The sequence below is a fragment of the Kitasatospora sp. NPDC033851 genome, assembly GCF_055576085.1.
Genome location: NZ_JBVIRL010000010.1, coordinates 33771 through 56690, shown reverse-complemented (window position 1 = coordinate 56690; position 22920 = coordinate 33771). Strand labels below are relative to the sequence as shown.

General features: G+C 72.5%; 18 protein-coding genes. 11 read left to right on the top strand and 7 right to left on the bottom strand.

Going from position 1 to position 22920, the window contains the following annotated elements; translation table 11 throughout:
* Positions 1 to 12: 12 nt before the first annotated feature.
* A complete protein-coding gene (gene tdh, locus ACZ51D_RS20390; protein WP_465618852.1) occupies positions 13 to 1041 on the bottom strand; it encodes an L-threonine 3-dehydrogenase in 1029 nt (342 codons plus the stop codon).
* 636 nt (positions 1042 to 1677) lie between these two features.
* On the opposite strand from tdh, the gene ACZ51D_RS20385 reads away from it, so the two are divergent.
* A complete protein-coding gene (locus ACZ51D_RS20385; RefSeq protein ID WP_465663153.1) occupies positions 1678 to 3039 on the top strand; it encodes a serine hydrolase domain-containing protein in 1362 nt (453 codons plus the stop codon).
* Between the two features lie 111 nt (positions 3040 to 3150).
* Here ACZ51D_RS20385 and ACZ51D_RS20380 read toward each other — a convergent pair whose 3' ends face one another.
* A complete protein-coding gene (locus ACZ51D_RS20380; protein WP_465663151.1) occupies positions 3151 to 4212 on the bottom strand; it encodes an ATP-dependent DNA ligase in 1062 nt (353 codons plus the stop codon).
* Positions 4213 to 4354: 142 nt separating this feature from the next.
* Between ACZ51D_RS20380 and ligD the strand changes: the two genes are divergently transcribed.
* Both ligD and ACZ51D_RS20370 read left to right on the top strand, forming a co-directional pair.
* Positions 4355 to 5362, top strand: coding sequence for a non-homologous end-joining DNA ligase (gene ligD / locus ACZ51D_RS20375; RefSeq protein WP_465663150.1), 1008 nt, complete (start codon positions 4355 to 4357; stop codon positions 5360 to 5362).
* 132 nt (positions 5363 to 5494) lie between these two features.
* A complete protein-coding gene (locus ACZ51D_RS20370) occupies positions 5495 to 6082 on the top strand; it encodes a GNAT family N-acetyltransferase (protein WP_465663148.1) in 588 nt (195 codons plus the stop codon).
* Here ACZ51D_RS20370 and ACZ51D_RS20365 read toward each other — a convergent pair.
* Both ACZ51D_RS20365 and ACZ51D_RS20360 read right to left on the bottom strand, forming a co-directional pair.
* Positions 6068 to 6577: a ubiquitin family protein gene (locus tag ACZ51D_RS20365; protein WP_465618842.1), complete on the bottom strand. Its 510-nt coding sequence runs from the start codon at positions 6575 to 6577 to the stop codon at positions 6068 to 6070. The two genes, ACZ51D_RS20370 and ACZ51D_RS20365, sit on opposite strands and share 15 nt — an antisense overlap.
* Positions 6578 to 6617: 40 nt before the next feature.
* Positions 6618 to 7817, bottom strand: coding sequence for an 8-amino-7-oxononanoate synthase (locus ACZ51D_RS20360; protein ID WP_465663146.1), 1200 nt, complete (start codon positions 7815 to 7817; stop codon positions 6618 to 6620).
* A 316-nt stretch (positions 7818 to 8133) separates the two neighbouring features.
* Between ACZ51D_RS20360 and ACZ51D_RS20355 the strand changes: the two genes are divergently transcribed.
* Positions 8134 to 8646: a hypothetical protein gene (locus ACZ51D_RS20355; RefSeq protein WP_465663144.1), complete on the top strand. Its 513-nt coding sequence runs from the start codon at positions 8134 to 8136 to the stop codon at positions 8644 to 8646.
* Between the two features lie 63 nt (positions 8647 to 8709).
* Positions 8710 to 11202 carry a DEAD/DEAH box helicase gene (locus ACZ51D_RS20350; protein WP_396287965.1) on the top strand — a complete coding sequence of 831 codons (2493 nt, stop codon included), beginning with the start codon at positions 8710 to 8712 and terminating at the stop codon, positions 11200 to 11202.
* Between the two features lie 142 nt (positions 11203 to 11344).
* Here the strand turns inward: ACZ51D_RS20350 and ACZ51D_RS20345 are convergent, their stop codons facing one another.
* On the bottom strand, positions 11345 to 12223 hold the full coding sequence (locus ACZ51D_RS20345; RefSeq protein WP_465663142.1) for a hypothetical protein: 879 nt from the start codon (positions 12221 to 12223) through the stop codon (positions 11345 to 11347).
* Between the two features lie 270 nt (positions 12224 to 12493).
* On the opposite strand from ACZ51D_RS20345, the gene bioB reads away from it, so the two are divergent.
* The 4 genes from bioB to ACZ51D_RS20325 all read left to right on the top strand — a co-directional run bounded on the left by bioB (position 12494) and on the right by ACZ51D_RS20325 (position 16319).
* A complete protein-coding gene (gene bioB / locus ACZ51D_RS20340) occupies positions 12494 to 13729 on the top strand; it encodes a biotin synthase BioB (RefSeq protein ID WP_465663140.1) in 1236 nt (411 codons plus the stop codon).
* A gap of 30 nt (positions 13730 to 13759) precedes the next feature.
* Complete coding sequence (locus tag ACZ51D_RS20335; protein ID WP_465663138.1) at positions 13760 to 15064, top strand: adenosylmethionine--8-amino-7-oxononanoate transaminase; 1305 nt, start codon at positions 13760 to 13762, stop codon at positions 15062 to 15064.
* A complete protein-coding gene (gene bioD, locus ACZ51D_RS20330; RefSeq protein ID WP_465618830.1) occupies positions 15061 to 15795 on the top strand; it encodes a dethiobiotin synthase in 735 nt (244 codons plus the stop codon). The genes ACZ51D_RS20335 and bioD overlap by 4 nt, the downstream gene beginning before the upstream one ends.
* A 77-nt stretch (positions 15796 to 15872) precedes the next feature.
* Complete coding sequence (locus ACZ51D_RS20325; RefSeq protein ID WP_465618829.1) at positions 15873 to 16319, top strand: hypothetical protein; 447 nt, start codon at positions 15873 to 15875, stop codon at positions 16317 to 16319.
* A 127-nt stretch (positions 16320 to 16446) separates the two neighbouring features.
* On the opposite strand, the gene ACZ51D_RS20320 is transcribed toward ACZ51D_RS20325, so the two are convergent.
* Positions 16447 to 17529 carry an IS630 family transposase gene (locus ACZ51D_RS20320; RefSeq protein ID WP_465663280.1) on the bottom strand — a complete coding sequence of 361 codons (1083 nt, stop codon included), beginning with the start codon at positions 17527 to 17529 and terminating at the stop codon, positions 16447 to 16449.
* A gap of 125 nt (positions 17530 to 17654) precedes the next feature.
* Between ACZ51D_RS20320 and ACZ51D_RS20315 the strand changes: the two genes are divergently transcribed.
* The gene (locus ACZ51D_RS20315) at positions 17655 to 19004 is read left to right on the top strand and encodes a serine/threonine-protein kinase (protein ID WP_465663136.1); all 1350 of its coding nucleotides are present in this window, start codon (positions 17655 to 17657) and stop codon (positions 19002 to 19004) included.
* Positions 19005 to 19406: 402 nt separating this feature from the next.
* Positions 19407 to 22142, top strand: a complete 2736-nt coding sequence (locus ACZ51D_RS20310) for an AfsR/SARP family transcriptional regulator (protein WP_465663134.1) — start codon at positions 19407 to 19409, stop codon at positions 22140 to 22142.
* Positions 22143 to 22484: 342 nt separating this feature from the next.
* Here the strand turns inward: ACZ51D_RS20310 and ACZ51D_RS20305 are convergent, their stop codons facing one another.
* Positions 22485 to 22883, bottom strand: a complete 399-nt coding sequence (locus tag ACZ51D_RS20305) for a hypothetical protein (RefSeq protein ID WP_465663132.1) — start codon at positions 22881 to 22883, stop codon at positions 22485 to 22487.
* Positions 22884 to 22920: the final 37 nt, after the last annotated feature.

Sequence of the window (22920 nt, the reverse complement as noted above, 5' to 3'; positions counted from 1 at the left end):
CGGCGGGGTGGCTCAGGCGGTCCAGTCGAGGATGATCTTGCCGCAGTTGCCGCTCGCGGCGTCGTCGAAGGCGGCGGCGAAGTCGTCGGCGGCGTAGCGGCCGGTGATCACCGGGCTGAGGTCCAGGCCGCCCTCCAGCAGCACGGACATCGCGTACCAGGTCTCGAACATCTCGCGGCCGTAGATGCCCTTGATGGTGATCATCGAGGTGACGATCCGCGCCCAGTCGACGGCGAAGTCGTCGGCCGGCAGGCCGAGCATGGCGATCTTGCCGCCGTGCGTCATGTTGGCGATCATCGACTGCATCGCCTCGGGGCGGCCGGACATCTCCAGGCCGACGTCGAAGCCCTCGCGCAGGCCGAGCTTCTGCTGGCCCTCCTCGATGGTGTGCTCGGCGACGTTGAGCGCCAGCGTCACACCGACCTCGCGGGCCAGGTCGAGGCGGTACGGGGAGACGTCGGTGATCATCACGCTGCGGGCGCCGGCGTGCTTGGCGACGGCGGCGGCCATGATGCCGATCGGGCCGGCGCCGGTGACCAGCACGTCCTCGCCGACCAGCGGGAAGGACAGCGCGGTGTGCACGGCGTTGCCGAACGGGTCGAAGATCGCGGCCACGTCCAGGTCGACCGGCACCCGGTGCACCCAGACGTTGGAGGCGGGCAGCGCCACGTACTCGGCGAAGGCGCCGTCGCGGTTGACGCCCAGGCCGACGGTGTTGCGGCACAGGTGGCGGCGGCCGGCCAGGCAGTTGCGGCACTTGCCGCACACCAGGTGGCCCTCGCCGCTGACCAGGTCGCCGATCGCGATGTCCGCGACGCCGGCGCCGATCTCGGCGACCTCGCCGACGAACTCGTGACCGAGCACCAGCGGGGTCTTGATGGTCTGCTGCGCCCAGCCGTCCCACTTGCGGATGTGCAGGTCGGTGCCGCAGATGCCGGTCCGCAGCACCTTGATCAGCACCTCGTTGGGGCCGATCTCGGGCTTCGGGACATCGATCATCCAGAGGCCGGGCTCGGCCTTCTGCTTGACGAGTGCCTTCACGGGGGCGGCTCCTGACGCGCGGGGGGACGGCCTTCGGGGGTCGGGCAGGCCGAGGTGGCCCGGTTCGGCCGGTCCTGGCGGACGCACTCCGGGCAGGCAGAAATCTGCCTGGTGGGAGGGGGTGCGGTCCATCGAGGAATTCTTAAGGACGGCCACAGCTGGGCTAAACGATCGTGCCCGAGCGGCGGCCGGCAGGGGGTGCGGCATGCCGGTGCTCACTCGTTCGGCCGAGCGCGGAGCGGCGGGCGCGACTCCAACCGGCGGGTGGACGGGGACATTTGGAAGGGCTTGACCGGTTCTAAGCGGGTTTGACGGTTCCTGATGGCGGCCGCCAGCCGGATTGGGGCACTCGGCTGACGACGGGCCCGTTCGGATCAGCCGGGAACCGACCCGCGCGCGGCCCGGCGGCAGCGGTGCTTACGGTGGCGACGCTTCCCCCGCGCCCCGTGGAGCAGCACTCCGGGGCCCCAGCCCAAGGGGCCGACCGCCCCAGAGAGGCGCTCTCGCCACATGACCAAGACCCGACGGCCGCGACCGGCCGCCATCCGCCCGACCGTTGCGCGACCGGCCGGTGCGCACTCCGCCGGTGCCGGCTCGGCCGTTGCGCGATCGACCGCTGTCCGTTCGGCAGGACGCGTGACCGCCGCCGCCCTGGCCCTGACCGGCCTGCTCGCCACCGCGGCCTGCTCCGGCGACTCGAAGCCCGCCCAGCCGGCCGGCGGCCCGGCGGTCGCCGGCGAGCCGGCCGCGCTCAGCCCGTCCCCCACCACCTCGGTGAACGTGTCCCCGGGCGCGGTGGTGCCACTGACCCCGGCCGTCACCTCACAGCTGGACTCCGCGATCCAGCAGGTGATGAGCCAGGCCTCCGTCCCCGGCATCTCGGTCGGCATCATCACGCCCGGCGGCACGTACCAGAAGTCCTTCGGCGTCGCCGACAAGACCAGCGGCGCGGCGATGGACCCTGGGCTGTACTCGCGGATCGGCAGCGAGACCAAGACCTTCACCGCGACCGCCGTCCTGCGGCTGGTGGACCAGGGCAAGGTGGCCCTGGACGACCCGATCTCCAAGTACGTGGACGGCGTCCCCGGCGGCGACGGGATCACCGTCCGCCAGCTCGGCGAGATGCGCAGCGGCCTGTTCCCGTACAGCTCCGACCCGGACTTCGTGAACACGCTGATCAGCAACCCGAACCACGTGTTCACCCCCGACCAGCTGCTCGCCTACGGGTACAAGCACCCCGCCGTCTCCCCGCCCGGCACCCAGTTCCAGTACAACAACAGCAACTACATCATCCTGGGCAAGCTGATCGAGAAGGTCGGCGGGCAGCCAGCCGGCGCGTTCCTCAAGGACCAGGTGTTCACCCCCGCCTCGCTCGCCAAGACCAGCTTCCCCGTCGACGCGAGCATCCCCGACCCGCACTCCCACGGCTACACCGACCAGACGCCCACCGGGGCGATCGAGGACGCCACCAACTGGAACCCGTCCTGGGCCTGGACCGCCGGGGCCGTCATCACCACCCTCGCCGACCTGGAGAGCTGGGCCAAGACCATGGCCACCGGCACCCTCGTCAAACCGGCCACCCAGGCCGAACGCCTGAAGACCCTGCCGACCGGCGACCCCGGCGTCACGTACGGCTTCGGGCTGTTCAACAACTACGGGTGGATCGGACACAACGGCTCGATGCCCGGCTACGAGAGCGTGGCCGTGTACCTGCCGGAGGCGCAGAGCACGCTGGCGATGCTGCTCAACACCGATGTGCTGTACCAGGGTTCGGAGCCGTCGTCGCTGTTCGCGAACGCGATCACCAAGATCATCTCGCCGAAGAACGTCTACTCGATCCCGCCGGCGACCGCCGCGCCGTCGGCGCCGGGCTCGGGGTCGGCGTCCGGTTCGACCTCCGGCTCGCCGTCCGCCTTCGCCACGATCACCGGCAGCACGGGCTCGCCGTCGGGGCCCTCGGCCACCGCGAGCGGCACCGGCTCGCTGCGCGTCTCCTGACCTCCCGCACCCACACGCCGGCGGCCCGAACGGACCCTTTCCGTTCGGGCCGCCGGCGTTCCGCCCGTGTTCGGCCTTTCAGTGTCAGCAGTGTTGACGATTGACGATCCGTCAGATTCCGAGCACCTTGCCGAGGTCGTACGAGACCGGCTCCTCCAACTGCTCGTAGGTGCAGCTCTCCGGGGTGCGGTCCGGCCGCCAGCGGCGGAACTGCGCGGTGTGCCGGAAGCGGGTGCCCTCCATGTGGTCGTACGCGACCTCGACCACCCGCTCGGGACGCAACGCGATCCAGGACAGGTCCTTGCCGCCGGTCCAGCGGCTGACCGCGCCGGGCAGCCGGCCCTCGGCGTGCGCGGCCTCGTCCGCCCAGGCGCCCCAGGGGTGCCGGGCGAGGTCGTCCATCCGCAACGGGGCCAGCTCCTCGACGAGTTCGCGGCGGCGGGCCATCGAGAAGGCGGCGCAGACGCCGACGTGCTGGAGCTTCCCCTCGGTGTCGAAGATGCCCAGCAGGAGGGAGCCGACCACCGGGCCGCTCTTGTGCTCGCGGTAGCCGGCCACCACGCAGTCGGCGGTGCGCTCGTGCTTGATCTTGTACATGGTCCGCTCCCCCGGCCGGTACGGCTGGTCCAGCGGCTTGGCGACCACCCCGTCCAGCCCGGCGCCCTCGTACTCGGCGAACCAGGTCTGCGCGAGGTCCCGGTCGGTGACGGCGGGGGCGGTGAACACCGGGTCGGCGGCCTCGGCGAGCGCCGCCTCCAAGGCCGGGCGGCGCACCGACAGCGGCTCGTCCAGCAGCGAGTCGTCCCCGAGGGCGAGCAGGTCGAAGGCGACGAAGGAGGCCGGGGTCTGCTCGGCGAGCAGCTTCACCCGGCTCGCGGCGGGGTGGATGCGCTCCAGCAGTTCCTCGAAGCGCAGCCGGCCGTCGCGGGCGATCACCACCTCTCCGTCCAGCACGCAGCGGGGCGGCAACTCGCGCCGGAAGGCCTCGACCAGCTCGGGAAAGTACCTGGTCAGCGGCTTTCCGGTGCGGCTGCCGAGTTCCACCTCGGCACCGTCGCGGAACACGATGGTGCGAAAGCCGTCCCACTTGGCCTCGTACTGCATCCCGGGCGGGATCTTGGCCACCGACTTGGCGAGCATCGGCGCCACCGGCGGCATCACGGGCAGGTCCATGCGTCCGATCCTCGCCCCGTTCCCGCCGGGGCGCGCGCCAGGCTCGGGGGGCGTTCGCCGGGCTCGGGACGTTCGCCGGGGTCCGGGGGTGTGCGCGGGACTCGGGGGGCGCACGGGGCCCCGCGCGCTTAGCGTGAATGGCATGGGCTCAGCCGTGGAACTGGAAGTCGCCGGGCGCACCGTCCGACTGTCGAACCCGGACAAGGTGTACTACCCCGAGCGCGGCTTCACCAAGCTGGACGTCGCACAGTACTACCTGGCCGTCGCCGACGGAGTGCTGCGCGGCCTGCGCGACCGCCCCACCACACTGCAGCGCTTCCCGGACGGCGTCGACGGCGAGTTCTTCTACCAGAAACGCGCCCCCAAAGGCCTGCCGGACTGGCTGCCCACCGCCCGGATCAACTTCCCCAGCGGCCGCTCCGCCGACGAGATCTGCCCCACCGAGCCCGCCGCCGTCCTGTGGGCGGCCAACCTCGGCTGCCTCACCTTCCACCCCTGGCCCGTACGGCGCACCGACACCGACCACGTGGACGAACTGCGCATCGACCTCGACCCGCAACCCGGCACCGACTTCCACGACGCCGCCCGCGCCGCCCACGAACTGCGCGCCCTCCTCGAAGAGCACGGACTGCGCGGCTGGCCCAAGTCCTCCGGCGGACGCGGCCTGCACGTGTACGTGCCGCTCGAACCCGAGTGGACCTTCACCGACGGCCGGCACGCGGTCATCGCCCTCGGCCGGGTCCTGGAACAGCGGATGCCCGGCAAGGTCACCACCGCCTGGTGGAAGGAGGAACGCGGCGAACGGATCTTCGTCGACTACAACCAGATGGCCCGCGACCGCACCATCGCCTCCGCCTACTCCCTGCGCGCCCGCCCCCGCGCCACCGCCTCCACCCCGCTGCACTGGGACGAACTCGACGACGCCACCCCCGAGGACTTCGACCTGCGCACCGTCCCGGCCCGCTTCGCCGAACTCGGCGACCCCAACGCGGAGATGGACGGCCAGGCGTTCCGCCTCGAAGGCCTCCTGGAGCTGTACGACAAGCAACTGCACGACGAGGGCCTCGGCGAACTCCCCTACCCGCCCGACCACCCCAAGGCGGCAGGCGAACCCACCCGCGTCCAGCCGAGCCGGGCCCGCAAGCACTGAAGGCAGCGGCATAGGCTGGCCCTTTCGACGGTTGGGGGCGCGGATGGGCGTGGAGACGGGCGTGCGGGGGCTGGCAGAGATCCTGGCGGACGCGGCAGGCGGGTGTTCCCCCCGCCGGACGGATCGGTCACGGTGGTGCCGCAGCCGTCACCGCGCGAGACCGGAGTGGTGTCCTTCGCCGCCCACGCGGTCGTCTTCACCGACGAGGACCCGGCCTGGGTGCACTCGACGCTCGCCGCCACCCTCGGCGACCCGCTGTCCGCCCCGCTCTGCCCGCCCTTCCTGACCGCCTTCGGCGAACGCACCGGACGCACCGTCAACAACATCGACCTGCTGACGGTCGCCGACCGCCTGCCGGGTGAGCCGCCGCTGCCACTGACCGAAGTCCGGGACCGCGAGCACCCCCGGGTGCTCCGGGCCCTGCGCTACCGCGAGGACGTCCGCGTCTTCACCACCGACGGCGGCGTCACCGACGGCGGCGTCCTCATCCTCGGTCGCGGCGTCGCCGGCCGCTGGGAGTGCGCCGTCGAGGTCGACCCGCACACCCGGAACCGCGGCCTCGGCCGCACCCTCGCCGGCGCCGCCCGCCACCTCCTCCCCGAAGGCGACACGATCTGGGCCCAACAGGCCCCCGGCAACGCCCCCAGCGTCCGCGCCTTCCAGGCCGCCGGCTACCGCCCGATCGGCGCGGAAGCGCTGCTGGTGTCAGGGCCGGTCTGATCCACTCCCGCCGGACGGCGGCTCCCACAGCAGCCGGACCCGGTCTGCTGCCACGTCGTACCCGAGGAACGGCGGCTGCGCGACGCTGCTCTCGAAGAACATCGGAACCGACTTGCCCAGCCGCCGCCCGATCGCCGCCAGGAACCCGCAGAGGACGTCCAGCCGCTCCTGCCCCTGGAGCTCCCGGAGGTCGACGTCGAAGTCGATCTCCTCGTCCGAAGTGAACCGGAAGATCGCGCACACGTCGGGCACGGGCCACACCGACAGGCTCGGGCACTCGGCACCGGCCGGCCTGGACAGCACGACCTCGGCCGGTGGCAGCGGCCGCGCAGAGCGACCCTCGACGTATGCGGACTCCCAGCCCTGTTCCTCGACCAGATCGAGCACGGCCTGCCAGTCCGCCACCGTCGTGTCCGCGATGAACACGTCGGGGAGGTAGCCCCCGCCGGAGGGGTCGAGCAGCCACGCGACGTCGTCCCACAGCAGATCCGGCATGCCGCCATCCTGCCCGGGCACGCCCGGCCGCGCCGAGCGATTAGTCGGGCCGGGCGCCCGCCGGGGCCAGCTCGGCGATGATCCGCACCGCGTCGGCGATCTGCCCGTCGGTCAGGTCGCCGCGGGCGGTCAGGCGCAGGCGGGAGATGCCGTCCGGGACGGACGGGGGGCGGAAGCAGCCGACCGCGAGGCCGGCGCGGCGGCAGTCGGCGGCCCAGGCGACGGCGGCCTCGGGGCCCGGGGCGCGGACGGAGACCACGGCGGCGTCCGGCTCGCAGGCGTGCAGGCCGACGGCGGTGAGTTGCCGGGCGAGGGTGCGGGCGACCTCCCGGGCGCGTTCGGCGCGGGCCGGTTCGGCGCGCAGCAGGCGCAGGGCGGCGAGGGCGGCGCCGGCGGCGGCCGGGGCGAGGCCGGTGTCGAAGATGAAGGTGCGGGCGGTCTCGGTGAGGTGGCGGATCACCCGGCGCGGGCCGAGGACGGCGCCGCCCTGGGAGCCGAGGGACTTGGAGAGGGTCGCGGTGGCGACGGTGTCCGGCCGCCCGGCGAGCCCGGCCGCCGCGAGGGCCCCGGTGCCGCCGGGGCCGAGGACGCCCAGCCCGTGCGCGTCGTCCACGAGCAGGGCGGCGCCGTGCGCGCGGACGGCTTCGGAGAGCGCGGCCAGCGGGGCGGCGTCGCCGTCCACCGAGAACACCGAGTCGGTGACGACGAGCGCCCGCCGCTGCGTCCGGGCGGCGAGCACTTCGGCGACGGCCGCCGGGTCGCTGTGCGGGGCGCGGTGGACGTCGGAGCGGGAGAGCCGGCAGCCGTCGATCAGGGAGGCGTGGTTGTAGGCGTCGGACACGATCAGGGTGTCCGGGTCGGTGAGCGCGGTGAGCGCGGCCAGATTCGCCGTGTACCCGGAGGAGAACACCAGTGCCGCCTCGGCCCCGCAGAACTCGGCGAGTTCCTCCTCCAGTTCGGTGTGCAGCGCGGTCGTCCCGGTCACCAGCCGCGAGCCCGTCGCCCCGCCGCCCCAGCGCAGCGCGGCCTCGGCAGCCGCCCGTGTCACCACGGGGTGCCGGGTCAGCCCCAGGTAGTCGTTCCCGGCGAGGTCGAGCACCGGGTCCTCGGCGGGCCGGCTGCGCAGCGTACGCGTGAGGCCGGCCTCGGCGCGCAGCTCGGCGGCCTCGTCGAGCCAGTCGAAGACGTTCGCCGGAGCGAGCTCGGCGGTGTGCGGTTCGGAGGCAGGCGGGTGGACCATGCCCGGCACTCTGGCACGGCCCTCGCGGGCCAGGCAATGTGCCGCTCGGCACAGCTTCGGGGCACAAGCCCCGTGTCGTTCACTCAAACTTAACCTCAATTCCATCTCTCGGACCTTTAAACCCTTCCCCTCGCAAAGGCTTCATGTCGCCCACATCATCCCGCCGTCCCCGGACGACCCGCCCCGGCGGCCGTCCCGGATCCGCCCCTGGCACGCCGCCGTCGCCCTCGTGGTGGCGGCGGCGGTCGGTGGGGGGCTGTGGGCGTGGAAGCCGTGGCAGTCCGCGGACCTGCCGGAGCACGCGTGCTGGTCGCTCGTGGACGAGAACGATCTGAAGCCGCTGGCCGGCCCGGACGGGAAGGCCGTCGAGCCCAAGCCGGCCCGGGAGATCGCCACCCTCGAGAAGCCCGAGTCCGGGGACCGCGACTACCGCTGCACCGTCACGTGGACGGGCGGCGCCTTCCTGCTCGACGTGGACATCAGGCCGCCGTGGAACGGGGTCGACGCGGACCGCGCGAGCGACGCCCGCCTCGGCTCGGTCACCCCGCTGGATTTCGGGCCCGGTGCGACCGGCTGGATCGTGAACCACGACAGGGTCCGGCTCTACGTGTCGTGCGACTTCCAGGGCACGCAGCCGGACACCGGCCGCGCCGCGCCTCCGTACGTCGGCGTGCAGGTCAGCGGGGACCACATCGACGGCACCTCCCCGGCTGGGGTGGGGCAGGCGTACGCGGACATCGCCCTGAAGGTCGGCCGGGCCGCCGCGACCGCGTACGAGTGCCGCAACACCGTGCAGCTGCCCGCCGCCGCCCCGCGCGTCCCCTCCTAGCCCCGGGCTTTGCCCGGGGTGGCCGCGAGCAGGCAAGATAGCCGGGTGACCCTCCTTGATCTGATGCCGAAGCCCGCCACGCCCGACGCGCTGTACGAGACGTTCGCCGCCTGGGCGGAGGAGCGGGGGATCACGCTGTACCCGGCGCAAGAGGAGGCGCTGATCGAGTTGGTGTCGGGGAACAACGTGATCCTGGCGACGCCGACCGGGTCGGGCAAGAGCCTGGTGGCGGCGGGGGCGCACTTCGCGGCGCTGGCGGAGGGGCAGCGGACCTTCTACACCGCGCCGATCAAGGCGCTGGTGTCGGAGAAGTTCTTCGACCTGGTGAAGATGTTCGGCACCGAGCAGGTCGGCATGATGACCGGCGACGCGAGCGTGAACCCGACCGCGCCGATCATCTGCTGCACCGCCGAGGTGCTCGCCCAGATCGCGTTGCGCGACGGCACGCGGGCGGACATCGGCCAGGTGGTCATGGACGAGTTCCACTTCTACGCCGAGGCGGACCGCGGCTGGGCCTGGCAGATCCCGCTGCTGGAGCTGCCGCAGGCGCAGTTCCTGCTGATGTCGGCGACGCTCGGCGACGTCCGCCGCTTCGAGGAGGACCTGACCCGCCGGACCGGCCGTCCGACGACGGTGGTCCGCAACGCGACCCGCCCGGTGCCGCTGTTCTACGAGTACCGCCGCACCACGATGCACGACACGCTCGAGGAGCTGCTGCAGACCGGCCAGGCGCCGGTCTACGTCGTGCACTTCACGCAGAAGGAGGCGGTGGAGCGGGCGCAGTCGCTGATGAGCATCAACATGTGCTCGAAGGCGGAGAAGGAGGCCATCGCCGACCTGATCGGCAACTTCCGCTTCACCACCAAGTTCGGCCGCAACCTGTCCCGTTACGTGCGCCACGGCATCGGCGTGCACCACGCGGGCATGCTGCCGAAGTACCGCCGACTGGTCGAACGCCTCGCCCAGGCAGGCCTGTTGAAGGTGATCTGCGGCACCGACACGCTGGGTGTCGGCGTCAACGTGCCGATCCGCACGGTGCTGTTCACGGCCCTGTCCAAGTACGACGGCACCCGGGTGCGCATCCTGCGTGCCCGCGAGTTCCACCAGATCGCCGGGCGGGCCGGCCGGGCCGGCTTCGACACCGTCGGCCAGGTGGTGGCGCAGGCGCCGGAGCACGTGATCGAGAACGACAAGGCGATCGCCAAGGCCGGGGACGACCCGAAGAAGAAGCGCAAGGTGGTGCGCAAGAAGGCGCCGGAGGGCTTCGTCGGCTGGACCGAGGAGACCTTCGAGAGGCTGATCGGCGCCGACCCGGAGCCGCTGGTGTCCCGGTTCAAGGTGACCCACGCGATGCTGCTGTCGGTGATCGGCCGCCCCGGCAACGCCTTCGAGGCGATGCGCAAGCTGCTCACCGACAACCACGAGGACAAGGTGGCGCAGCGCCGACACATCCGCACCGCGATCGCCATCTACCGCTCGCTGCTGCAGGGCGGTGTGGTGGAGCGGCTGCCGGAGCCCGACGCCGACGGCCGGATCGTCCGGCTCACGCTGGACCTGCAGGAGAACTTCGCGCTCAACCAGCCGCTGTCGACCTTCGCGCTGGCCGCCTTCGAGCTGCTCGACCCGACCTCGCCGTCGTACGCGATGGACGTCGTCTCCGTCGTCGAGGCGACCCTCGACGACCCGCGCCAGATCCTCGCCGCGCAGCAGAACAAGGCGCGCGGCGAGGCCGTCGGCGAGATGAAGCGGGACGGCATCGAGTACGAGGAGCGGATGGAGCGGCTCCAGGAGATCACCTACCCGAAGCCGCTGGAGGAGCTGCTCACCCACGCCTACGAGGTGTACCGAGGGGCGCACCCGTGGATCGGCGACCACCAGCTGCAGCCGAAGTCGGTGGTCCGCGACCTGTACGAGCGGGCGATGACCTTCTCGGACTACGTCGGCTTCTACGAGCTGGCGCGCACCGAGGGCATCGTGCTGCGCTACCTGGCCGGCGCGTACAAGGCGCTGGAGCAGACCGTCCCCGAGGACGTGAAGACCGACGACCTCAAGGACGTCATCGCGTGGCTCGGCGAGCTGGTCCGCCAGGTCGACTCGAGCCTGCTGGACGAGTGGGAGCAGCTGGCCAACCCGACCGATCCGCAGGCCGCCGAGGTGCGGCTGGACGACAAGCCGGCGCCGGTCACGGCCAACGCGCGCGCCTTCCGGGTGCTGGTCCGCAACGAGATGTTCCGCCGGGTCGAGCTGTGCGCGCTGGAGCACTACGAGGAGCTCGCGGCGCTGGACGGCGAGTACGGCTGGGACGCGGACCGCTGGGCGGACGCCATGGACGGGTACTGGGACGAGTACGACGACCTGAGCACCGGCCCGGACGCGCGCGGCCCGAAGATGCTGATCATCGAGGAGGAGGACTCCGCCTGGCGGGTCCGGCAGATCTTCGACGACCCGGAGGGCGACCACGACTGGGGCATCAGCGCCGAGGTGGACCTGTTCGGCTCGGACGAGGAGGGCCGGGCGGTGGTGCGGGTGACCGCGGTGGACCGGCTCGGCGGCTGACGGATCGTCAACAGCGAAGGGGGGCCGGCTTTTCCGGGCCCCCCTTCGGCTTTCGCCCTCGGCGGGCCCGTCCGGACGGAAGGGGCCGCGAGCGGGGCCGTCACGTCCAACGAACGGGCCCGTCATCCAACGGACGGGCCGGTCACATCCAGACGAACGCCGAGCCCGCCGCGTAGGAGAGCGCGCGGGTGGCCTCGTCCAGGGTCTGCTCGGTGCTGGGCGCTGCCGAGCCGGTCGGCGTCGGGGCACCGGCGGCGGGTGCCCCCGTGGCGGGCGCGCCCGTGCTGCTCGGGGTGGAGGCGGCCGGGCGGCCGTCGCCGGTCCGCGAGCCGGTGACCGTCACGTAGTGCCCGACCGCCTCGACCCGCGGGTCGCCGCCCGGGTTGGCGCCGGCGGGCTGCGCGGGGGCGGCGGTGGCGTCCGCGAGGATGAAGGCGACCGATCCGGGCTTGGCCCGCAGGGCCTCGGCGGCCTTGGCGGCGGAGGCCAGGTCGGGGAAGCGCAGCAGGGTGACGTTGCTGAGCACCGGGCGGTCCTGGCCGGTGAAGCTGACGGTCAGGTACGCCTGGCAGCCGCTGTCCTTCAGCGGGTCCTGGGCGCGGTCCTGGAGCACCTCGGCGCAGTTGTCGCCCTGCCGGGCCCCGTTGCGCCGCGCCTTGAAGGTGCCGACCTCGACCGGGCGCTGGGCCGGGAAGAAGTTGTCGACGTTGAGACCCTCGGGGTCGGTGCGCGGCGGCGGGGAGCCCACCACCGGCGGCGTCTTCGCGGCGTCCTTGGCGGACGGGCCGAGCCCGGGTATGTAGTCGCCGGGCATCGGGCGGGTGATGATCCATCCGCCGGCCACGACCACGCCGACCACGACGACCCAGCCCACCGCCCGACGGCCGGTCAGTCGTCGGCCCCGCCTGGGACCGGCCCCCTCGGCGACCTGCTGTCCCGCCTGGCCTGCCCGGTCTTCCTGCCCTGCCCGGCCTTCCTGGCCTTCTCCCGGAGTCGGGGTGCGCTCCCCCTGCGTGGTCATGGCGCAGATTCTAAGCATCCCGGGGGTGGCGTGGGTCACGGGGGCGGGGGTTGTGGATCATCGTCCGCGCCGGGCTTGCGCTCCGCTCCCGTGCGGCCCGTCCACCCCTGAGCGCTACCCGTCGGTAACCTTCGTCCGGCGTCCGCGTCAAGCTCGTGACCAGCGACGGAGCCGTGACCTTCGACACTGTGGCAATCGGCACATCCTCACACCGATCTTCTGGCGGGTTTGCTCTGGCGCCGCTCGATCACCAGCAGGCAGGATCGCCCCATGGATCTGCTCGATACCCTCACCGCCAAGGGCCTGCGCGGCGACGTCCCGACCCGCGAGGAGGCCCTGGCCGTCCTCGCCACCACCGACGACGAGCTGCTCGACGTGGTCGCCGCGGCCGGCAAGGTGCGCCGACGCTGGTTCGGCCGCCGGGTCAAGCTCAACTACCTGGTGAACCTCAAGAGCGGGCTCTGCCCGGAGGACTGCTCGTACTGCTCGCAGCGGCTCGGGTCCAAGGCCGAGATCCTCAAGTACACCTGGCTCAAGCCGGACCAGGCCGCCGACGCCGCCCGCGCCGGGGTGGCCGGCGGCGCCAAGCGGGTCTGCCTGGTGGCCAGCGGCCGCGGCCCGACGGACCGCGACATCGACCGGGTCACCGACACGATGGCCGCCATCAAGGACGCCGACCCCGCGGTCGAGATCTGCGTCTGTCTCGGCCTGCTCTCCGACAACCAGGCGGAGCGGCTCAAGGCGGCCGGCGCCGACGCCTACAACCACAACCTCAACACCTCCGAGAGCACCTACGGGGCCATCACCAGCACCCACACCTACGCGGACCGGGTGGACACCGTGCAGAAGGCCCACGGCGCGGGCCTGTCCGCCTGCTCCGGCCTGATCGCAGGCATGGGCGAGAGCGACGAGGACCTGGTCGACGTCGTGTTCGCGCTGCGCGAGCTCGGCTCGGACTCCGTCCCGGTCAACTTCCTGATCCCCTTCGAGGGCACCCCGCTCGCCAAGGAGTGGAACCTCACCCCGCAGCGCTGCCTGCGCATCCTGGCGATGGTCCGCTTCGTCAACCCGGACACCGAGGTGCGGATCGCCGGCGGCCGCGAGGTCCACCTGCGCACGATGCAGCCGCTCGGCCTGCACATCGCCAACTCGATCTTCCTCGGCGACTACCTGACCAGCGAGGGCCAGGCCGGTCAGGCCGACCTCGACATGATCAAGGACGCCGGCTTCGAGGTCGAGGGCGCCGGCGAGGCCACCCTGCCGCGCCACCGCGCCGACATCGCCGACGCGGCCCAGGCCACCGGAGGCTGCGGCACCGCAGCCTCGGCCTGCGGCAGCGGCTGCGGCTGCGGCCCGTGCGGCGGCCACTCCCACGCCCCGGCGAAGGCCACCACCGCCCCGGCCGAGCCCGCCACCCCGGACGGCTCGGAGGACGACGAGCTCCGCAGCGACCTCGTCAAGGTCCGCCGACGCGGCGCCGGCACCGAACTCGCGCCCAACGCCTGACCGTTCCACCGCTCTGGAGAGTCGCCCACCATGCCCCAGCTGTCCGCGGACACGCTGCTCACCCTCGACCGCGCCCACGTCTGGCACCCGTACGGGCCGATGCCCGGCACCGTCACCCCGTACGTGGTCGAGTCCGCGTCGGGCGTACGGCTGCGCCTGGCCGAACCGGTCGCGGGCGGCCGGCGCGAGCTGGTCGACGGGATGTCGTCCTGGTGGGCGGCGATCCACGGCTACCGGCACCCGGTGCTGGACGAGGCCGTACGCGAGCAGCTGGGGCGGATGAGCCACGTGATGTTCGGCGGGCTCACCCACGAGCCCGCCGTGCGGCTGGCAGCCAGGCTGGTCGAGATCACCCCGGAGCCGCTGCAGCACGTCTTCCTCGCCGACTCGGGCTCGGTCTCGGTCGAGGTCGCGATGAAGATGTGCCTGCAGTACTGGCAGTCGATCGGGCGGCCGGGCAAGCGCCGGCTGCTGACCTGGCGCGGCGGCTACCACGGCGACACCTTCCACCCGATGTCGGTCTGCGACCCGGACGGCGGGATGCACCACCTGTGGGGCGGGGTGCTGCCCGGCCAGCTCTTCGCGCCGCAGCCGCCGGCCGGGTTCGACGCCCCGCTCGACGCCGAATACGCCGCCCAGTTCGAGGAGCTGATGGCGCGTCACGCGGACGAGCTGGCCGCCGTCATCGTCGAGCCGGTGGTCCAGGGCGCGGGCGGCATGCAGTTCCACTCCCCCGCCTACCTGCGGATGCTGCGCGAACTCTGCGACCGGTACGGGGTGCTGCTGGTCTTCGACGAGATCGCCACCGGATTCGGCCGCAGCGGCGCCCTGTTCGCCGCCGACCACGCGGGCGTCTCCCCGGACGTGATGTGCCTCGGCAAGGCCCTCACCGGCGGCTACCTGACCCTGGCCGCCGCACTGTGCACCGGCGAGATCGCCGACGGGATCAGCCGCGGCGAGATGCCGGTGCTCGCGCACGGCCCGACCTTCATGGGCAACCCGCTGGCCTGCGCCGCCGCCAACGCCTCGCTGGACCTCCTGCTCGGACAGGACTGGGCGGTGCGGGTCAAGCGCATCGAGGGCGGGCTGCGCGACGGCCTCGCGGCAGCCGCGACGGTGCCGGGCGTCCACGACGTACGGGTCCAAGGCGCCATCGGCGTCGTCCAGTTGGACCACCCGGTGAACGTCCCGGCGGCGACCGAGGCGGCCGCGCGGGAGGGCGTCTGGCTACGCCCCTTCCGCGACCTGATCTACACGATGCCCCCCTACGTGACGGAGGACGAGGACGTGGCACGGATCGCTGCCGCCGTGACCGCGGCGGCGGTGGCGGGATGAGCGCGCGCATCCTCTTCGTGACCGGGACGAACACGGACGTCGGCAAGACCGTCGCCACGGCGGCCGTCGCCTCGGCGGCGCTGCAGGACGGCCGCAGGGTCGCCGTGCTCAAGCCGGGCCAGACCGGTGTGACCGCCGAGGAGCCGGGCGATGCCGCTGAAGTCGCCCGCCTGGCAGGCGAACTGACGCTCCGCGAGCTCGTCCGCTATCCCGAGCCGCTGGCCCCCGACACCGCCGCCCGGCGGGCCGGGATGCCGTACCTCTCCCCCGCCGAGGTGGTGGCCGAGGTCGCCGAACTCGCCGCCACGCACGACCTGGTGCTGGTCGAAGGCGCCGGCGGCCTGCTGGTCCGCTACGACGACGAGGGCCGCACCCTCGCCGACCAGGCCCGGGCCGTCCTCGACGCCGGGCTCGACGCCGAGGTCCTGCTCATCGCCTCCGCCGGACTCGGCACGCTCAACATCGTCTCCCTCACGGCGGAGGCCCTGGCGGCGCGCGAACTCCCCCTCACGGGCGTCCTCGTCGGCTCCTGGCCCGCCGCCCCCGGCCTCGCCGAACGCTGCAACCTCGCCGACCTGCCGCGCTCCGCCGGCGCCCCCCTGCTCGGCGCCCTGCCGGAACGCGCGGGCTCGGCCGAGGACTTCGCCGCCCTCGCCCGCACCTCCCTCGCCCCCGAGCTGGGCGGCAGCTGGAACGCGGAGCACTTCGCACACCTCCACCGGCCCGAATAGGCCCGGCTTCGCTCGAAGGTGTGATCTCTGCGCCCGAACCATGGGTACGGGCACTACGGCTCAATACCGTTCCTTCCATGACAGACGGGCTCACCGTGGACGAGGCCCTGCGGGCCTTGGCCGCCCTGGAGGCGGCATGGAAGGACGACGACGAGGCGCTGTCCGCCCTGGCGGCGGGCAGCGCCCAGGAACAGCCGCTGCCGGCGCTGGTCGCCGCGTACGGCGAACACGCGATGGACACCCTGATGGCGCTGGCCTTCGGGCTGCGCTCCACCATGAGCGACGAGGAACTCGCCGAGATCTCCGATGCGGTCAGCTCCAACATCGGCGCCCGGATGAGCGCCCTGCTCACCCAGACCCTCAAGGCCTGGGGCACCCTCGCCGACCCGGAAGACTTCGCCATCACCAAGATCATCGCCCACACCGTGATCGACGCGATGCGGGCCGTCACCGAAGACCCCGGCAAGACCGAAGTCCTGCCCCTGCTCGCCACCTTCCGCAGCTACGCCCTCAACGACAGCTGAGAGCCGTACGATCCGGCGCGGGCGTCGAACCCGCTCGAAGCCCGCACGCGTCGGCTCCGGATCCAGAGCACCGACTGCCCTTGTCGGCCCGATGCGGCCCCAGTTGGTGTGTACTGACCTTGGCGCTTCAAGGTGATGGCGGTGGGAGGTCGAGGGAGAGTCCGGTTCCGGTGAGGAAGCCGTCGAGGATGTCGGAGCGGTACTGCAGTCGCTTGAGACGGTTGTGGACGAGGGCTTCGAGTCGGTCGAGTGCGACGTTGGCGAGGTTCGCGAGGCTGCGTTTGACGTGGGCCCACAGGTACTCGACCGCGTTCAGCTCGGGCGCGTAGGCGGGCAGGATGAACACCGTCAGCCATTCCCGCGCGTCGATCAGGTCGCGCATGGCATGGGAGACGTGGGTGTTGAGCCGGTCCCAGACCAGCACGATCGGCGCTTTTACCAGTTGGTGGATTCCGTCTATCAGGCCGATGTAGTCGCGCTCGGACAGGCTGCGGCGCTCGCCCTTGCGGCCGGTATGGCGTCGCAGCCGGTGGCACAGTCGGGTCCGCGAGCCCGGTCGCATCGCGATCAGCCCGGCCGCCGAGACTCTCCCCGAGCCCCGGCCGCAGACCTTCACGACCGGGGTGATGCCGCGCCGTCCCCACGTGCGTCCCTTGGGCGGTCTGCGGGTGAACCCGGCTTCGTCCTCGAAGCAGAGCCATCCGTCGCAGGCCGCCCGGGCGCTTTTTACCTCCGCCCAGGTCACCTCCCTCCACGCGGACACCGCCTGCTCGTCGCGTTCCGCGGCTCGCCGTACCGGGACCTGCGGGGTGAAGCCGAGCCGGTGCATCAGGCGGGTGGCCCCCGAGACGCTGTAGGACACGTGGAACTTCCGGCCGATCAGGGTCGCCACCCGCGCACCGGTCCACACCTGGTCCTGGTCCCAGCCGTGGGCGGCCGGCCCTTGCTCGAGGTACTCGGCCAGTTTCTCCTGACATCGCGCCGACAGCTTGCATCGCTGCCCGCCCGGTCCCCGTGAGGCCAGCGCCCAGACGCCGTCCTCCCGCCAGGCCTGGTGCCACTGATAGGCCGATTTCGCGGTCACCCGCAACCTGCGGGCAACCACCTTCGGCGGGACGCCTTCGTCGAACAACGCAGCGGCCTCCAGCCGCACCGTCTCACGGCGCTGACGTGCCTTCGCCGTCAGCCCGCCCCCATCCGCATAGCGCATACCAACGGCATAGCGCGCAAATGACTGACAGTCAGCTACACAAAACAGGCCAATCACCTTGAAGCGCCAAGGTCAGTAATCACGCTGAGTCGGGGGCACACCGGCGTGGGCGAGGGGAGATCCTGGTGGACGAGCTGCAACCGACCGATCCGCGACAGGTGGGGCGGTACCGGATCACCGGGCTGCTCGGCGCCGGCGGGATGGGCCGGGTCTACCTCGGGCACTCGCCGAGTGGCCGGTCGGTCGCGGTGAAGGTGGTGCGGCCGGAACTCGCCCAGGATCCCGAGTTCCGGCGCAGGTTCGCCCGCGAGGTGGCCGCCGCCCGGAGGGTCAACGGCTTCTTCACGGCCGCCGTCGTCGACGCCGACCCGGAGAACGCGACCCCGTGGCTCGCCACCGCGTACGTCCCCGGAACGGCCCTCGACCAGGCGATCGCGGCCCACGGCCCGTGGCCGGTGGAGAGCGTACGAGCCCTGGGCGCGGGCCTCGCCGAGGCGCTGGAGGCCATTCACGCGGCCGGCCTCGTCCACCGGGACCTCAAGCCCTCCAACGTCCTGCTCGCCCCGGACGGCCCCCGGGTGGTCGACTTCGGCATCTCCGTGGCCGCCGAGGCCACCGCGCTCACCCGCACCGGGATGATCGTCGGCACACCCGGCTTCATGGCCCCCGAACAACTCCTCGGCAGGCCCGTCACACCGGCCACCGACGTGTTCGCCCTCGGTGCCGTCCTCGCCTACGCGGCCACCGGAACCGGCCCCTTCGGCACCGGCTCGGCGCAGGCGCTCAACTTCCGTATCGCGTACGAGGAACCCGACCTCTCCGGACTCCCGCAGGGGCTGGAGGTCATCGCCCGCTGCCTGGCCAAGGAGCCCGCGCAGCGCCCGTCCGTGACCGCGCTCATCGAGGAACTCACCCTGGTCCCGGTCGACGGCCGGCCGCCCACCGAGGCCGCTCCGCCGATCACCGCCTGGCGTCCGCCACCGGTCGCCCACCCGATGCCCGGCGCCGTGGCCGCTCCGACGGTCTCTCCAGTGGTCTCTCCGCCGGTCACGCCACCCGCGGGCGCGGCCCCACCGGTCCGCAACGTCTTCCCCTTCTGGATTGCCATCGCGGCACTGGCACTCGCCACGGTCCTGCCCCCGGTCGAAGGGTCATCGGTCGCCATCACGAGCCTGGCCCGCGGCTCCTGGCCGGTCGTCGCGGCCGTCGCACTCGGCGTCGGCACCTGCGCGGCAGCGTTGTTCCTCGCGCGCCGCACCCGCACGCTTCCCGTCCCACGCTGGCCCCGGTACGTACACGCTCTCGCCGCCGTCCTCAACACCGGGCTGTTTCTCTACTACCTGGACAGGATTGCAACGGCACGGGGCTTCGACACCCTCAGCTCCGGCGCCTACAGCTACGGCCTCGGAGCCGCGATGCTCATCCACGGCCTCGTCCGGTTCCCCACCTCGACGAGGCGTGAACAGAAAGACTGAGCGCGAGGAAAGAGCCGGATCCGTGCCCTCGAAAGGACTTACGATTGGCTCTCATTCCGTACCCGTCCCAAGGAGTTCCACGCCGTGTCTCCCATCGCGCTGGTCACGCCCAGGTCCTGGCCGAAGTCCTCCCACAGCGTGTGGCAGTGGCAGTCGTTCCTCGCCGGCGTCAAGGCAGGCGACTCCGGTGCAATCTGACTTATCCTCAACTCCGGTGCCGCTGAGCTTCGCGGTGCTCGGCGCGCTGCGAGTGCAGCGCGCCGGTACCGCCCTCGATCTCGGGACTCCGCGGCAGCGGGCGGTGTTGGCCGCACTTCTGTTGCGGCCCGACGCGGTCGTGACGGTCGATCAGTTGACCGACGACCTCTGGGGCGACCAGCCGCCCGGTTCGCCGTCGTCACCTTGCGGTCGTACATCTCGCAGCTGCGCAAGCTCCTGGAGCCGGTGCGTGAGACGCCAACCGTCCTGCTGTCCCAGGCCGGCGGGTACCGGCTGGCGATCGACGCGGACCGCGTCGACCTGTGGCGGGTCAAACAGCTGCAGGAGGCGGCCGGGAATTACTTCACCGAGCAGCCGGAGCGTGCCCGGGGTCTCCTGGCGGAAGCGCTGTCGCTATGGCACGGGGAACCGCTCCTCGACCTGCCGGGGCCGCTCATGCAGCACGAGCGGGAACGGCTTTCGGAGCTGCGTCTCACACTCCTGGAGGAGCGCCTCGCCCTCGACGTGACGATCGCCGATCCCGCCGCCTACCTGCCGGAGCTTGAAGCACTCGCCGACGCCCACCCGTTCCGCGAGCGCCTGCAAGGTCTGCTCATCCGCGCACTGCACCGGTTGTCCCGCACCCCCGAGGCCCGCGCGGTCTACGACGCGCTGCACTCGCGGCTGGTGGACCACCTGGGGATCGAGCCGGGGCCCGAGCTCGCCGCCCTGTTCCACGAGCTCGACGGAAGCGGAGGACCGGACCAACTCCCACCGGCACCACCGTACTTCACCGGCCGACACGACCACGTCGCCCAGATCGGCCAAGCCCTGACCGCACAGACCGGCCCGGGCCTGCGGCTGGTGACCGTGACCGGCATGGCCGGGGTCGGGAAGACGGCCCTCGCCGTGCAGGCCGCGCGCACCGTGCGCCCCGACTTCCCCGACGGCCGCCTGTACGCGGACCTGCGGGGCGCCGACCTGGTCCCTGCCAGCCCGTCCGACATCCTCGCGGAGTTCCTGACCACGCTGGGCGTCCGGCCGTCAGCCGTACCCAAGGACCTCGCGGGCAGGTCCGCCCTCTTCCGAACCGCCAGCGCCGGCAGGCGACTTCTCATCCTCCTCGACAACGCACGCGACGACGCCCAGATCCAGCCCCTGCTCCCCGGCTCGTCGGACTGCGCGGTCGTGGTCACCAGCCGGACGGTGCTCTACAGCGTGCCGTCGGTCCTGAACGTTCCGCTGGACGTGTTCAGCGAGCACGAGGCGATCGGCCTGCTCGACTCCGTCATCGGCACGGCGCGCCGGTCCGCGCAGAGCGGCCAGGCCGAGCTGCTGGTCGAGGCCTGCGGCCGGCTCCCCCTGGCCGTACGGATCGCCGCAGCCCGACTCGCCGCGACTCCACGCCAACCGATCGCCGATCTCGTCCAGCGGCTGGCCGAGGACCGTGAGGGCATCGCCGCGCTCCGCACGAGCGACCTCGCCATCGAGCAGGTCTTCGACCTCAGCTACCGCCTGCTCCCACCACCCCTGGCGACGGCCTTCCGGCTGCTCTCCTGGGTGGAACCGGACATCGGCCTCGCGTCGGCGGCCGCGGTCCTCGCCCTGACGGAGGACCAGGCGGAGCGGCTCGCCGAATCGCTGGTCGACCAGGCGCTGCTGGAGTCGATGAGCGCCGGTCGCTACCGCTTCCACGACCTGGTGCGTGCCTTCGCCCGCCGAGCCTCCCTGCGGCTCGGCGACGACGAGCGGGCCTCGGCCCACCACCGGCTGCTGACCCTGCTGCTCGGCCGCGCCCGGACGGCCTTCGCCCTCGCCGTACCCGGCGACCCCGTGGCCGACGTCTTCGGCGAGCCGAGCCCACCGGCGACCCCCCGGCCGAACCCACAGCCGACCCCCCTGTCGAGCCCCCAGCCCACCCCACCGGCGACCCTGCGCCCGCCCGCCCGATCACCCTTCACCGACCTGGCGGACGCCCGCCGGTGGGCACGGACCGAGACACCCGGCGCCGTGGCACTCGCGGCCGCCGTCGCCACCGCCGCCCTGCGCGATGCGGAATGCGGCACCGCCGTGCGATCGGCCATCGACCTGCTGATCGCCCTCAGCCCGCTCGGCCTGGGCGCCTTCGGCGGCCGCGCGGAGGAGGCCGCCCGCCTCCTCATCACCGCCGCCGTCGCATCCGGCGATCGCGCCGCGGAGGGCCGCTCCCGGTTCCTCCTGGGCACGATCCTGCTGGCCCGTGCCCGGCTGGACGAGGCGGGCGCACAGGCCCGCCAGGCCGCGCAGGCCTGCCAGGAGGCCGCCGACCTGCCCGTTCTCCGGCAGGCGCTGAACGACCTGGGCCTGATCGCGCAAGCCGAGGGGCGGCACGAGGAGGCGATCGCCGCGTTCGACGAGGCGGCGGCTCTCGCCCGGCGGCTCGGCCACCGGTCGGGCGAGGTGGCGAGCACCGCGAACGCGGCCCTGTCCCGGATCCGCAGCAGCCACGCGGCAACCGCGGCAAAGACCTGCCGACTGCTCCTCGCCGAACCCGCCGGCGGAACCTCCGACCCCGCGATGACCGCGTACGTGCACTACGTCCTCGGCCTCGCCTACCAGGTGCTGGACCGACTCGACGACGCCGCCGCGCAGATGCGTTCCTGCATCGACTGCGCGAACCCCGCCCGCGACCTGGACCGCGAGTCGGCGGCCCGCAGCCGCCTGGCCGACCTCCTGCGCCTGCTCGGACGGGTCGACGAGGCCGTGCAGGAGGCGGAGCGGGCACTGGCCCTGGCGACGGAAGGCGGGCGACAGCGCGAACGCGCCCTCGCCCACCTGGTGTCGGCCAATGCGATGACCGCCCGTGGCGACCACCGCGCGGCGCGGCATCACGAGGCGGAGGCCCACCTGCTGCTCAGCCGGCTGAGCGCTCCTGAGTCCGCCGACGCGAAGTGCTGCTGACCGCGCTGGCCACCGCCGATCGCGCCCTCACCTGCCGCGAGGAATGACGATCACAAGGCCGGTCCCGTTCCACGCGACCGTACTCGCCAGACAGTGCACGTCGGCCGACCCGCCGCAGGCCTGCGGCGGCGGCTCGGCCGGCGAGCCGTGCCGCCCGGGATCTCCCGCGACCACGGCGACGGCACCCATCACCGACGCCAGGACCGCCGCACCGGCAACCACCGCGCGGACAACAACCTTTCGACCCACTGAGGACGCTCCTTACTCGTGTCCGACCAAGCGTCCGAACCCTCGCAGGAGTCGGTGGACAGCCGATCAACACGACGACGGCCCCCTGTTGCCTCAGCCGCCTTCCCGGACCATGAACGGGCCGGTCTTCCACCCCAGGCGGGCCGGCCCGCCACTGGGCCAGTCCTGGTTCAGGTGGCGGCGGTTGTGGCCGAGGGCGCCCAGGTCGAGGGGGCGCAGGCTGCCGGATACCAGGCCGGCGGCCTCGGCGTCGGTCAGCGGCATGATGGTGTTGTACTGCGCGTCGTCGCCACCCCGCCAGTCGATGAACTCGGTGAAGATCCAGACGAACCGCTGCGCGCAGGCCCGGCAGCGCCGCACGGCGACGGAGAAGTGCGAGTCGTCGACGACCTCCGCCACGCGCTCGAACCCGTCGCCCTGACGCTCCCACGCCTCCCGCGCGTCCTCGCCGTAGCACAGCGCGCAGCCGAACTCGCTGATCGCCTCACTCATCCCGTCCCCCTGGTCCCCGCGGTCGTCCCCAGGGGCC

Excerpts from the sequence above, each read along its gene's own strand:
- ACZ51D_RS20380 (WP_465663151.1), bottom strand. The coding sequence starts at position 4,212 with ATGGACCTGCCCGTGATGCCGCCGGTGGCGCCGATGCTCGCCAAGTCG.
- ligD (WP_465663150.1), top strand. The coding sequence starts at position 4,355 with ATGGGCTCAGCCGTGGAACTGGAAGTCGCCGGGCGCACCGTCCGACTG.
- ACZ51D_RS20365 (WP_465618842.1), bottom strand. The coding sequence starts at position 6,577 with ATGCCGGATCTGCTGTGGGACGACGTCGCGTGGCTGCTCGACCCCTCC.
- ACZ51D_RS20360 (WP_465663146.1), bottom strand. The coding sequence starts at position 7,817 with ATGGTCCACCCGCCTGCCTCCGAACCGCACACCGCCGAGCTCGCTCCG.
- ACZ51D_RS20350 (WP_396287965.1), top strand. The coding sequence starts at position 8,710 with ATGCCGAAGCCCGCCACGCCCGACGCGCTGTACGAGACGTTCGCCGCC.
- ACZ51D_RS20345 (WP_465663142.1), bottom strand. The coding sequence starts at position 12,223 with ATGACCACGCAGGGGGAGCGCACCCCGACTCCGGGAGAAGGCCAGGAA.
- bioB (WP_465663140.1), top strand. The coding sequence starts at position 12,494 with ATGGATCTGCTCGATACCCTCACCGCCAAGGGCCTGCGCGGCGACGTC.
- ACZ51D_RS20335 (WP_465663138.1), top strand. The coding sequence starts at position 13,760 with ATGCCCCAGCTGTCCGCGGACACGCTGCTCACCCTCGACCGCGCCCAC.
- bioD (WP_465618830.1), top strand. The coding sequence starts at position 15,061 with ATGAGCGCGCGCATCCTCTTCGTGACCGGGACGAACACGGACGTCGGC.
- ACZ51D_RS20325 (WP_465618829.1), top strand. The coding sequence starts at position 15,873 with ATGACAGACGGGCTCACCGTGGACGAGGCCCTGCGGGCCTTGGCCGCC.
- ACZ51D_RS20320 (WP_465663280.1), bottom strand. The coding sequence starts at position 17,529 with ATGCGCTATGCGGATGGGGGCGGGCTGACGGCGAAGGCACGTCAGCGC.
- ACZ51D_RS20305 (WP_465663132.1), bottom strand. The coding sequence starts at position 22,883 with ATGAGTGAGGCGATCAGCGAGTTCGGCTGCGCGCTGTGCTACGGCGAG.